Annotated in this window: 12 protein-coding genes and 1 pseudogene; 10 read left to right on the top strand and 3 right to left on the bottom strand. The window is 61.7% G+C overall.

Translation table 11 applies throughout. The features are described 5' to 3' along the window. The first annotated feature begins 132 nt into the window (after nucleotides 1-132). The 10 genes and pseudogenes from ACSQ3E_RS22445 to ACSQ3E_RS22400 all read left to right on the top strand — a co-directional run bounded on the left by ACSQ3E_RS22445 (nucleotide 133) and on the right by ACSQ3E_RS22400 (nucleotide 8,010). Nucleotides 133-1,896, top strand: a complete 1,764-nt coding sequence (locus tag ACSQ3E_RS22445; RefSeq protein ID WP_310329921.1) for a relaxase/mobilization nuclease domain-containing protein — start codon at nucleotides 133-135, stop codon at nucleotides 1,894-1,896. A 22-nt stretch (nucleotides 1,897-1,918) separates the two neighbouring features. Beyond that, nucleotides 1,919-3,901, top strand: coding sequence for a conjugal transfer protein TraG (locus tag ACSQ3E_RS22440; protein ID WP_436124364.1), 1,983 nt, complete (start codon nucleotides 1,919-1,921; stop codon nucleotides 3,899-3,901). Between the two features lie 3 nt (nucleotides 3,902-3,904). Continuing rightward, on the top strand, nucleotides 3,905-4,312 hold the full coding sequence (locus ACSQ3E_RS22435) for a ribbon-helix-helix protein, CopG family (RefSeq protein ID WP_192315278.1): 408 nt from the start codon (nucleotides 3,905-3,907) through the stop codon (nucleotides 4,310-4,312). Between the two features lie 269 nt (nucleotides 4,313-4,581). Continuing rightward, nucleotides 4,582-5,517 (top strand): P-type conjugative transfer ATPase TrbB, encoded by a 936-nt coding sequence (gene trbB, locus ACSQ3E_RS22430; RefSeq protein ID WP_310325910.1) that lies wholly within the window; start codon nucleotides 4,582-4,584, stop codon nucleotides 5,515-5,517. Continuing rightward, on the top strand, nucleotides 5,514-5,846 hold the full coding sequence (locus ACSQ3E_RS22425) for a TrbC/VirB2 family protein (RefSeq protein WP_310325907.1): 333 nt from the start codon (nucleotides 5,514-5,516) through the stop codon (nucleotides 5,844-5,846). Before trbB ends, ACSQ3E_RS22425 begins: the two co-directional genes overlap by 4 nt. Then, nucleotides 5,846-6,109, top strand: a complete 264-nt coding sequence (locus ACSQ3E_RS22420; protein WP_436124363.1) for a VirB3 family type IV secretion system protein — start codon at nucleotides 5,846-5,848, stop codon at nucleotides 6,107-6,109. The genes ACSQ3E_RS22425 and ACSQ3E_RS22420 overlap by 1 nt, the downstream gene beginning before the upstream one ends. A gap of 10 nt (nucleotides 6,110-6,119) precedes the next feature. After that, nucleotides 6,120-6,590 carry a TrbI/VirB10 family protein gene (locus tag ACSQ3E_RS22415; protein WP_436124362.1) on the top strand — a complete coding sequence of 157 codons (471 nt, stop codon included), beginning with the start codon at nucleotides 6,120-6,122 and terminating at the stop codon, nucleotides 6,588-6,590. Beyond that, nucleotides 6,587-6,817, top strand: a complete 231-nt coding sequence (locus ACSQ3E_RS22410; protein ID WP_310325901.1) for a DUF2274 domain-containing protein — start codon at nucleotides 6,587-6,589, stop codon at nucleotides 6,815-6,817. The genes ACSQ3E_RS22415 and ACSQ3E_RS22410 overlap by 4 nt, the downstream gene beginning before the upstream one ends. Before the next feature lie 174 nt (nucleotides 6,818-6,991). Next, nucleotides 6,992-7,388, top strand: a pseudogene (locus ACSQ3E_RS22405) (IS481 family transposase); the annotation flags it as partial. 136 nt (nucleotides 7,389-7,524) lie between these two features. Beyond that, a complete protein-coding gene (locus ACSQ3E_RS22400) occupies nucleotides 7,525-8,010 on the top strand; it encodes a recombinase family protein (RefSeq protein WP_436124373.1) in 486 nt (161 codons plus the stop codon). A 232-nt stretch (nucleotides 8,011-8,242) separates the two neighbouring features. On the opposite strand, the gene ACSQ3E_RS22395 is transcribed toward ACSQ3E_RS22400, so the two are convergent. The 3 genes from ACSQ3E_RS22395 to ACSQ3E_RS22385 are packed head-to-tail and all read right to left on the bottom strand — an operon-like array spanning nucleotide 8,243 to nucleotide 11,573. Next, the gene (locus ACSQ3E_RS22395; RefSeq protein WP_310325898.1) at nucleotides 8,243-9,322 is read right to left on the bottom strand and encodes an NAD/NADP octopine/nopaline dehydrogenase family protein; all 1,080 of its coding nucleotides are present in this window, start codon (nucleotides 9,320-9,322) and stop codon (nucleotides 8,243-8,245) included. Nucleotides 9,323-9,335: 13 nt separating this feature from the next. Beyond that, the gene (locus ACSQ3E_RS22390) at nucleotides 9,336-10,421 is read right to left on the bottom strand and encodes a hypothetical protein (RefSeq protein WP_310325896.1); all 1,086 of its coding nucleotides are present in this window, start codon (nucleotides 10,419-10,421) and stop codon (nucleotides 9,336-9,338) included. 12 nt (nucleotides 10,422-10,433) lie between these two features. Beyond that, nucleotides 10,434-11,573 carry a M24 family metallopeptidase gene (locus tag ACSQ3E_RS22385; RefSeq protein WP_436124361.1) on the bottom strand — a complete coding sequence of 380 codons (1,140 nt, stop codon included), beginning with the start codon at nucleotides 11,571-11,573 and terminating at the stop codon, nucleotides 10,434-10,436. Nucleotides 11,574-11,586: the final 13 nt, after the last annotated feature.

Genomic DNA, 11,586 nt, shown 5'->3' with positions numbered 1-11,586 from the left:
GTTAAGCCATTGGCATGGCTAGCGTTTTCCGGTGCATGCCGGCCGGTCGCGGGCATGCTGCCCGAATTATTCCAATGTTTTCAATGCTTCGGCATGCACGACCAGTTTCAGATCACAACCTGGGGCACAGTCATGAGCGAGGGTGATCGCGACTTCCGCATCAAGCCAGGCCGGATCCGTTCGACGAAGGCGCAGAAGGCCAAGGGCTTCGTCAATCAGGTCCTCGCCGCGGCCAAGCGCGCAGGCCACATCTCTGGCGGCGCTCCATCGGGCAAGCCGGGCCGCCGGCTCGGCCGCTCGACCTTCGGACGCGGGCGCAATGTCTTCGGACGCTCCCGCATCTTCTCCTCGCATCGCCGCGTCGTCATCAAGGCGCGTATCGCCCGCCATCAGGGGCGGGCATTCCGTTCAGCACCGCTCTCCGCCCATGTCTCGTATCTCAAGCGCGAGGGCGTCAGCCGAGATGGAGAGAAGGGCGTGATGTTCGACGCCAACAACGATCGTGCCGAAGATCTCGCCTTCGCCAATCGCTGCAAGGACGACCGGCATCATTTCCGCTTCATCGTCTCGCCGGAGGACGCAGCCGAAATGACCGACCTCAAGGCCTTCACCCGAGATCTGGCGCGCCAGATGGAAGCCGATCTTGGTACCCGCCTCGACTGGATCGCCGTCGACCACTGGAACACCGACAACCCGCATGTGCATCTGCTCTTGCGCGGCGTCGACGACGCCGGCGCCGACCTCGTCGTCTCTCGCGACTATATCAGCCGCGGTCTGCGCTCCCGCGCCGACGATCTCGTCGACATCGAGCTCGGCCCGAAGCCGGAGCACGAAATCCGCAGCGCACTTGAAAAGGAAATCACCGCCGAACGTTGGACGCGGATCGACCGGGAGATCAAGCGCGCAGCCGATGAGACCGGCTACGTCAATCTCAGGCCAGACCGTTCCGCCCCAGCTGATCCGGAGCTCCGGCGCCTCATGGTCGGCCGGCTCCAGCATATCGAGAAGTTAGGGCTCGCCATCCAGGGCAATTCTGGAGAATGGGTCGTTGGTCTCGAAGCCGAACGCACTCTGCGCGATCTCGGCATGCGCGGCGATATCATCAAGACGATGCACCGCGCCTTCACCGAGCGCGGCCAGGATCGCGGCGTTGGCGATTATGCGGTCGACGGCGGAACCTCCGGCTTGCCGATCATTGGGCGCCTTGTCGATCGCGGCCTTCACGACGAGCTGACCGGCGAGGCCTACGCCGTCATCGATGGGGTCGACGGTCGTGCTCACCATGTCCGCCTCCGGGGCGTCGAAGCCTTCGATCTGGCTCCCGCAAATGGCGGCATTGTTGAAGTCCGTCACTTCAGTGGCACGCACGACCAACGCCCGACATTGGTGCTTGCGTTGCGGTCCGATCTCGACCTTCAAGCGCAGGTCACAGCACCCGGTGCTACCTGGATCGATCATCGCCTAGTCGAGCGCGATGCCATGCCGCTGTCGGAGGCCGGTTTTGGCCGCGAAGTACGCGAGGCCATGCAGGCGCGGGCCGAACTTCTCGCCGATCAAGGACTCGCCCGGCGCGACGGCCAGCGTATCATCATGCAACGCGATCTCCTCGCCACGCTCCGCCGCCGCGAGCTCGATGCCGTCGGCGAGAAGCTTTCGGCCGAGACCGGTCTGCCGCATGTGAAAACGATAGCCGGCCAGCACGTCGCGGGCGTCGTGCGCCAGCGGCTTGCTCTCTCGTCCGGCCGCTTCGCGATGATTGATAGCGGTCTCGGCTTCCAGCTCGTGCCGTGGTCGCGCGACCTCGATCGCAACCTCGGTCAGCATGTCGCCGGCATGACCAAGGTCAGCGGCGGCATAGAACTCACTGTCGGCCGCAAGCGCGACCTCGGCCTCTGACAACCACGGAAAGAGATCACGCATGTCAGCGACCAAAATCCTCTGGGGGCCAATCGCACTGGTCCTCCTGATCGTGATCGCCACGACCTGGGCTGCGACCCAATATGTTGCCTGGCAGCTTGGGTATCAGGCGCAGCTCGGCACGCCCTGGTTCAGGCTCGGTGGTGTCGCGATCTACTATCCGCCCGCGTTTTTCTGGTGGTGGTACTTCTTCGAAGCCTACGCGCCCGCGATCTTTAACAAAGCTGCCTTCATTGCGGCCTCAGGCGGCTTCATCGCGATCGCCGTCGCCATCGGCATGTCGGTCTGGCGCGCTCGCGAGGCCAAGAACGTCCAGACCTACGGCTCTGCCAGATGGGCCCAAAGGACGGAGGTGGAGGCCGCAGGGCTTCTCGGATCAGACGGCGTCGTGCTTGGCCGGCTGGATCACGATTATCTGCGCCATGACGGGCCCGAGCATGTGCTGTGCTTTGCGCCGACACGTTCCGGCAAGGGCGTCGGCCTTGTGGTGCCTACGCTCCTGACCTGGCCGGGCTCGGCAATCGTTCACGACATCAAGGGCGAAAACTGGCAACTCACAGCCGGCTTCCGAAACAGGCATGGTCGCGTACTGCTATTCGATCCAACCAATCCGAAATCAGCCGCCTACAATCCCCTGCTCGAGGTTCGGCGAGGCGATTGGGAGGTGCGCGACGTGCAGAACGTTGCCGATATTCTGGTCGACCCGGAAGGTTCGCTCGATAAACGCAATCACTGGGAAAAGACCAGCCACTCCCTTCTGGTCGGCGCGATCCTGCATGTCCTCTATGCCGAGGAAGATAAAACCCTTGCCGGCGTCGCTGCCTTTCTCTCCGATCCGCGTCGCCCGATCGAAGCAACGCTCGCAGCGATGATGACGACGAAGCATCTCGGCGAGGCTGGTCCGCATCCGGTTGTCGCGTCGACGGCGCGCGAGCTCCTCAACAAATCCGACAATGAACGATCCGGCGTGCTCTCTACTGCCATGTCCTTCCTCGGCCTCTATCGCGATCCGGTCATCGCGGAAGTGACTGGCCGTTGCGACTGGCGCATCGCGGATTTCACAGCCGAGGCAAAGCCGACGACGCTCTACATGGTCGTCCCGCCATCGGACATCTCCCGAACAAAGCCACTGATCCGCCTTGTCCTCAACCAGATCGGCCGACGGCTCACCGAGGACCTGCATGTCACGAAACGAAAGCATCGCGTCCTCATGATGCTCGACGAGTTCCCAGCTCTCGGCCGCCTCGATTTCTTTGAGTCCGCGCTTGCCTTCATGGCCGGCTACGGCATCAAGAGCTTTCTCATCGCTCAGTCGCTCAACCAGATCGAAAAGGCCTACGGCGCCAACAACTCGATCCTCGACAATTGCCATGTGCGCGTGAGTTTCGCGACCAATGACGAGCGTACCGCCAAACGCGTCTCCGATGCTCTCGGCACAGCCACCGAAATGAAGGCGATGAAGAACTATGCCGGCCACAGGCTCTCGCCATGGCTCGGGCACCTGATGGTCTCGCGTTCAGAAACGGCACGCCCCCTTCTCACCCCGGGTGAAGTCATGCAACTACCACCGGCCGAAGAAATCGTCATGATCGCAGGTACGCCGCCGATACGGGCAAAAAAGGCGCGCTACTATGAGGATGTGCGCTTCCGCGAACGCGTCATGGAGCCGCCGGATCCATCCGAATTGGACAGGACCAGCCGAAGCGACAACTGGTCGACAGTCCTGCCGCAGGATCCCGATCCCGTATCAGCAACCGCTGATGTGCCAGACAGCGCCAATGCGGGGCTGCGCCGCGAACCGGAGCTCCCCGAACACGTGGCCATCGCAAAGGAAACCACGGATCATACGCCTGCTCAGGAGTTCGCGCATTTCCTCGACGACGAGCCGGAGGACGCCGCTCGGCGTCGTCAGGCGCTGCGCCGCCAGATGAGCGGTGTCGCCCGCCAGGTCGCACTCGACCAGGGCGACGGCATGGAGCTCTAGGGAATGCGTGATCGTCTCAATCTCACCCTGCCGGTGGAACTTATCGGACGCATCAACGAGCTTGCCGACCGAAAAAAGTTGCCGAGGTCGGCCATCGTGGAGGCGGCTGTCAGTTCGTTCCTGTCGCCTGACCATGCCGATGCCCGCGAAGCAGCCTTCGCACGCCGGCTCGACCGACTGTCCAGGCAGATCCAGCGAATGGAACGTGATCTTGGCGTCACCGCGGAAACCCTCGCCCTTTTCGTGCGCTTCTGGCTTTCGATCACTCCGCCGTTGCCGCCGGAGGCGCAAGCTTCCGCTCAGGCCAAGGGGCGCGAGCGTTTCGACGGCTTCGTTGAAACGCTCGGCAAGCGGCTTCAGAAAGGCCAGAGCTTCCTGCGCGAGATTCCCGAAGATGTTGAGGGCAATTGAATACGTGGATGTGGCAATGGGCGGGCTCACGAAGGGCGCGCGCGTCCAGCTGAACCAACACGTCGGTCGCGCTCAGCCATGGCTATCCCGCCCTTCTCCTGCAATTGCACGCCACGCTACTACACCCTCTGAAACCTGTTGAACCTGCCTGATTTCTGGCTCCCTTAATCATCCCCGATCAGGGTCGCGCGGCGCGCCGCCCTCACCAGAACGGGGACGATGTGGAGACTTCTCAACGACATTCCGAAGCATCCTTACGGGGCGCGCGCATGCTGCGGACCGCACTGGGCCCCGCGATCGCTGGGTTCCTGGAAGATCCATCCATCGTCGAAGTGATGCTGAATCCCGACGGGCGGCTCTGGATCGACCGCCTCTCGGGCGGGCTTGAAGACACAGGTTGTACTCTCATGGCCGCGGACGGCGAACGCATCATTCGCCTCGTCGCCCACCATGTTGGGGCCGAAGTACACCCAGGCAATCCACGTGTTTCGGCCGAGTTGCCCGAAACGGGAGAGAGGTTCGAAGGGTTGCTGCCGCCCGTCGTCGCAGCACCCGCCTTCGCGATCAGAAAGCCGGCTGTCGCCGTTTTCACCCTGGACGACTACGTTGCAGCCGGTGTCATGACCGCGCAGCAGGCAACCGTGCTGCGCCAGGCTGTTGCGGGGCGCGCCAACATTCTCGTTGCTGGTGGCACCTCGACCGGCAAGACCACGCTCACCAATGCGCTTCTTGCAGAAGTCGCCAAGACCTCGGATCGCGTCGTCCTGATCGAGGACACGCGCGAGTTGCAATGCGCCGCGCCCAATCTCGTAGCCCTTCGTACCAAAGAAGGCGTCATCTCCCTCTCAGATCTCGTTCGATCGTCGCTTCGCCTGCGCCCCGACCGCATTCCCATCGGCGAAGTGCGCGGCTCCGAAGCGCTCGATCTTCTCAAAGCCTGGGGCACCGGCCATCCCGGCGGCATCGGCACCATCCATGCAGGCACCGGCATCGGCGCACTGCGACGTCTCGAGCAACTCATCCAGGAAGCCGTTGTCACCGTCCCGCGCGCACTGATCGCGGAAACCATCGATCTCGTCGCGGTCCTGTCCGGGCGCGGTTCCGCCCGGCGACTGGCCGAACTCGCTCGCGTCGAAGGGCTCGCTCCCGACGGCGACTACCGCATAGCCCCCATCACCTCCAACAACGAAGGAACCACCGCATGACCCCGCCCTTGTCCCAAGCTGGACGCCGCATCGCGGTATTCTGCTCGGTCACCGTCCTTGCAATTGCGATTGCCCCTGTCGCACACGCCGCAGGCTCGTCCATGCCCTGGGAACAGCCACTGCAGCAGATCCTGCAGTCGATCGAAGGCCCAGTTGCCAAGATCATCGCCGTGATCATCATCATCGTGACCGGTCTGACGCTCGCCTTCGGCGATACCTCGGGCGGTTTCCGGCGACTGATCCAAATCGTCTTCGGCCTCTCGATCGCCTTCGCCGCATCAAGCTTCTTCCTCAGCTTCTTTAGCTTCGGCGGCGGAGCGCTCGTCTGATGGAAGAACCAGTCCCAGGGTTCAGCGCACCTGTTCATCGGGCGCTTACAGAGCACATCCTGCTCGGCGGCGCCCCTCGCTCAATCGCCATCCTGAACGCCACACTTGCCACGGCCCTCGGGCTCGGCCTGCGGCTCTGGATCATTGGGATCGCGCTGGGGTTGATCGGGCACCTTGCTGCCGCCTGGGCCGCCAAGCGAGATCCGATGTTCGCCGAGGTTGTGCGCAGGCATCTGCGCATCCCCGGCCACCTCAGGGCGTGAGGTAATCGCCATGATGAACCTTGCCGAATACCGAAACCGAAATGCCCGCCTCTCGGACTTCCTGCCCTGGGCAGCGCTCGTGCGCGAGGGCGTTGTCCTCAACAAGGATGGCAGTCTCCAGCGCAGCGCCCGATTCCGCGGCCCGGATCTCGACAGTTCGGTTGCAGCTGAATTGGTCGCCATCTCCAGCCGTCTCAACAACGCTTTCCGACGCCTTGGCTCGGGTTGGGCGATCTTCGTCGAAGCCCAGCGTCATGCAGCCGGCGCCTATCCGGAAAGCACAGAGTTGGCGATCGACGACGAGAACCGGCTATTGCGCGCAATCCGCGATGGAGCGCAGGACACGATCAACGACGCCGGCCAGCAGATCATCCGCAGACAGCTCAACGTCGCGCCGACGCTGACCATCCGGCCGGGGTTTCCGGTGCGCGTCATCGTCACGCGCGACCTTGTGCTCGAGCCTTATGGAGCAACGCAATGACCAAGCTGAAACTACGCCCCATCACCGACGACAGGCCCGTCAAGGTAACGTTGGAGCTTCCAGCGTCGCTGCATCGCGATCTCAAGACTTATGCCGATATCCTCGACCGCGAGAGTGACCAGCCGCCTACCGAGGCCATCCGGCTGATCGTACCGATGCTCCAGCGCTTTATCGAATCAGATCGAGGGTATGCAAAGGCTCGGCGAAACGCCCATTCAGATTCATAGCGTGTGCACATGTTCACGATATCGAAGAAGGTCCGGTCTAATGATGTTGGCTGTCATAAGTTATAACCAATTAAAAATCTCCAGACAGATAGTTCTTCGATTGTTGTGACTACGTACTTCCTGAAGAATTCATCGGTCATAAATGACTTGAACTAAAAGACTACTATCGACAAAATTTACTCAATAACATCTCAAGCCGAAGCCATCCGCTCCGTTTCTGTGGCAAGAAGCCTGAGATCGCTTGCCGAGCGCTACGGCATAAACCAAAAGACGGTTGCCAATGGCCCAGCGAACCGAAGTCCACGGTTCTGTCCAGTGAAGACGAGGCGATTATCGTTGCCTTCCGCCGACACACCCTGCTGCCGCTGGACGACTGTCTCCACAGCTTGCAAGCGACGCTCCCGCACCTGACACGATCGTCCTTGCATCGCTGTTTGCAGCGCCATGGCATCTCTCGCTTGCCGGATGTCGAGGTGACAAGCCTGACTGGAAGACGTTCAAGGCCTATCCGATTGGCTTTTTCCACATCGACAGTGCCGAGGTGCAGACGGGAGAAGGCAAGCTATATCTATAAGTCTGATAGTCGATGGAAGCCAGCTTCATAACCTTCAGCGTGATGCACTGGTCAAGGCCGGCGTTCTGCCCGAGCACATCTATGGGATGCCGCATCTGGACGCCGGGATAATCGCCACGGTCTTGATGTCTGTCTGAAAGCACTCCATGCAGGGGATGCGCTGGTCGTGTGGAAGCTGGACCGGCTCGACCGTGATCCTCGCCACCTCGTCAATCTCGTTGATGACCTGACGAAGCCGGAGATCGGGCTGAAGGTATTAGCTGGCGAAGGTGTCGTCGATCGACACGACGACAGCAAATGGCCGGCTAGTGTTCGGGCCGCGCTGGCCGAGTTCGAGCGGGCGCTGATCGTGGAACGGGAGAAAGCGGGGCTGGAGGCGGCTCGTGCTCGTGGCCGTAATGGTGGACGGCCATTCAAGATGACATCGGCGAAGCTGCGCCTCGCCCGGGCAGCAATGGGTCGGCCGGAAACGAAGGCGACCGACCTATGTACCGAACTCGGCATCACCAGGCAGACACTCCACCATTTTGTCGGGCCAAAGGGCGAACTTCGTGCAGATGGTGAAAAACTCCTGGCGAGGAGAATGGCAAAAGCCTCAGGACCCCCGTTCGCCCTTTGAACTTCCTACCGTATCTCCGTGCCCCTAAAATGTTCAGGGCCACTCTGGCTAGGAAACTACGCCCGGTAACCGTTTTCACGAGATCTGCCCTCGAAACTGCAGTTTTGTCTTTGACCCACGATTTGACCACGGCCGCAACGAGCAGATTGTAGCATCCTAGGAGTGACCTTCGGCGACAAAATGGCCCTCGCGGGTTAATCCGGAGGGCCAAAAGAGCCGGGAGCGATGTGCGTCAGTTCTTACCGGCGCGAGCAATCATCGACTCGAGTGTCGCGCCATCGAGCCCCATTGCCACTGCATCGCGCGGCGCGGGCTTTGGCAGGCCAGCAACCATGATCGCGTGCAGGTTTGAGATAGCCCGGGCCGTCGGCACTTCGAGACCGGCAATGTCGGCGTAGACGAGGAACGGCGTGAGACCGTGGGTGAAGTCCTCGACATAATAGCGATGCGTAAGCGAATCCGGCGCCTTGATGCGCTTGTTGGCTTCGCCCGCCGCAATGGCGCGGTAGTCGTCATCCGACGCGTACGTCTCGACCGTGCCGATCGCCTTCATCTCGGCGATAATAGTCGGCAGATCATGGCCGAACTCGCGGCCGACAGCGATACGCTCGCGGTCGAGCGCTTCCATGACACGTACGACACTATCTGTCAGACCCTGTACGTAGAACGTGAAGTCCCCGCCGGTCGCCTCGACCCAGGATGCGCCGAGCATCGCGCCAGGCGGATGCACGATCATGTTGACGTTGCAAAGGTCGGACGCGATCACGTCGCCACAATCGTAGCTGCCCGGGAAAAGTTCAATCGCTGCCTGAAGCGCAGCTGCACCATTGCGCAGCGCCGCAGCGCGCAATGCCTTGGCACGGCCGGTGACATTAACGACATCCGGCGCCGGCTTGCGCGCAACGTAGGCGAGCGTTGCAAACTCGGCAATCGGTGGAACCCTGCCGCCAAGCTTGGTATAGGCAGTTTCGAACTCGAAAGCACCGCCGGTGTGGCCGGGGTTGAGTACTACCGGTCGGGACCCATCCCAACCGGCTGCGTGCAGATCAGCCGCTACGGTTGCCAGCGCGAAGGTTGGCAGTGCAACGACGACGCAGTCCGCGCCTTCGAGGGCCTCTGAGAGGTCCGTGGTGATCAGAGCGGGTTTCAGCACGCCCTGGCCGAACACGCCCTGATAACCGATGCCGTTGTTGAGGAACGGCTGGATCGTCGGCAGCGAGCGCCCATGCAGGGCAACATCGTGGCCAGCAAGCGTAAGCTCGACCGTCGCTGCAGCGCCGCCATTACCGGCGCCAATAATTGCTACTCTCATGACTATCTTCCGATCAGGCCATCAGGCGGGTGCGCAATGCATCAAGTTCAGCCGCAGCTTCCTCGACGTCCGTAACCTTGAAACCCTTGGCGAGCTCCGGGCTGTACTCGGCAAGCAGCGTGCGAACGCGCTCGGCGTAGGTCACATCCCCATCCCGGATAGACACACCGTCGGCGTCTTCGAACTGCTCGTTCCAGGCGATGGCGTCCGCCTTGCCGACCGTCGAAGGCAGATCAAGTGCGACACCCGACGTGTCCGCAATGACGGGATACCCGCCAGTCAATCCTCCTGGCCCAGGGACATGCACGCGTCGGGCCCCTTCGCCGGCTAGCGCCAGCAGAACCGGCACGGCATTGGCTGCCGAAATCATGTTGAGCTCCCGATATGGAAGCTGGATGTCGAGTGTCATCGCATCGACGTCCTCGATCTCACGGTCGCCAACAAAGGCGCGGACCGGTGCACCGGCACGCTGGCCAGGAGCCTTGCGCCATTCGACGATGTGGCGGTGATGGCCGAGCACGCGAAGGTCCGCACGCTCTTCCAGCGGCAGGCGACCGGCGATGACCGCCGAGAAGATGGCGATGTTGCCAACACCGGCGGTGATCGGCAAATCAGCCTGCGCCAGCACCTGGTTCACACCATCGGGATAGCAAGTGTTGACGAAGTGCGTGTTGGCGCCGAGCGACTTGATTGCGCTCGACGTGCGGAACGACAGTAGTGAATTGAAGGCGATGGTCAGGCCAAAGCCAGCCGCCGCCACCAGACGTGCCCAGTCATTCTCATTGTTGTCGACCCGCCACGGCGATTGTGCCGAGGCGGATTGAACGACGATGCGGGGATTCACCTTGGCGAACGTCTCGGCAATCGAAGCCGCCGAGGACGAGTCGAGGTAAACGCTGTCGAAGGAAAGCGTCGTGCCGAAGTTGGCGGCACGTGCGCGACACGCTTCCACCAGCCACTTCAGGCGTTCCTTGTTACGGCCAGCAATGACCACCGAAAGCGGCGTACGTGCGGTAATGGCAAGGTCGGCCAGCATGATCTCGGCATAATAGCCCGTGCCGGAAACCAGGATGTCGCAGGAAGTAGGCGTGTTGCTCATGAGGTTCCTCTCTTATCCGCCGATGCGGATGAGCTTGTCGGTGTTGCTGTAGTCGGAAAGCAGGACCGAACCGTTGCCGGTGACCTGCAGGACATCCTTGTTCTGCACGCCGAAGCCGTAGCCGGTGCGGTAGCAGAGGGGTTCGAAACCGAGCACCATGTTTTCCTCGATCAGCGCGTCGTGACCCGGCAGGCCCAGCGTCGGGGTCGAGCCGATATACGGATCTTCATGCAGGTGCAGGCCGATGCCGTGGCCGACGAACGAAATCGGCGGCAGCTTCATCTTGTCGAGGCGAGCAATGAAGTCGTTGTAGATCTTGAGACAGCTTGCACCCGGCCTGATCTGGTCGAGGATCGCGTACTTGCACTCGACCATCAGATCCCAGATTTCTTCAGCCATCGCTGGCGGCTCTTCGACATAGGCGGTGCGGCAGACGCCCGCCTGATAGCCGTTGATCACCGAGAATATCTCGACACGCGCGATGTCACCGCGCCCCAGGATACGGCTGCTCGGGCCGACATTCGGCAGTTGGCTGCGCTCGCCGGTGGCGATGATCAGAAGCTTGAAGTTCTCAGCGCCGAGTTCGTAGATGCGGCGCGTCAGAACGGCAGCGATGTCGAGCTCGCTGTCGCCAGCACGCACAGCCGACAGGCTGTCTGCGATTGCCTGATCGGCAATGCGCGACAGGCGGTGGATCAGCTCGACTTCTTCCGGCGTCTTGATCTGACGCGCGCGCGACAGCTGCTTTTCAAAGGCACCGAAGCTTGCCTTTGGCATCAGCGCGGCGAGGCGCTCAAAGTCACCTGCCGGCAGATAGTCCATCTCGACACCGATCTTGGCTTCCGACAGACCGGCCTTCGTCAGCGCTTCGGCTAGGATGACCATCGCGTCGTCATGAAACTCGCGCCAGACGGTCAGCGGCGTTTCCGGCGCGTTGCGTGCGATCGTCGTTGCTTCCATGTCGACGCCGAACAGGCTCTCGTCGCCGTTAGCGGTCAGGATCGCCATGGCGTGGCGGTGACGGATGAGTGGCTGCGTCGGAACGACGAAGCCGGTCAGGTAAGCGAAGTTCTCTGGCGATGAGGTGACGACGACGTCGAGGGCCTCTGCCTTCAGAACCTTGCAGATCTTTTCAACAATAGTCTTGCGCATTCAAAAGCTCACT

Source organism: Aminobacter sp. LjRoot7, assembly GCF_964252895.1.
Classification (GTDB): domain Bacteria; phylum Pseudomonadota; class Alphaproteobacteria; order Rhizobiales; family Rhizobiaceae; genus Aminobacter; species Aminobacter aminovorans_B.
The sequence above is the reverse complement of the archived record's forward strand: the minus strand, read 5'-3'. Positions and strand labels throughout refer to the sequence as shown.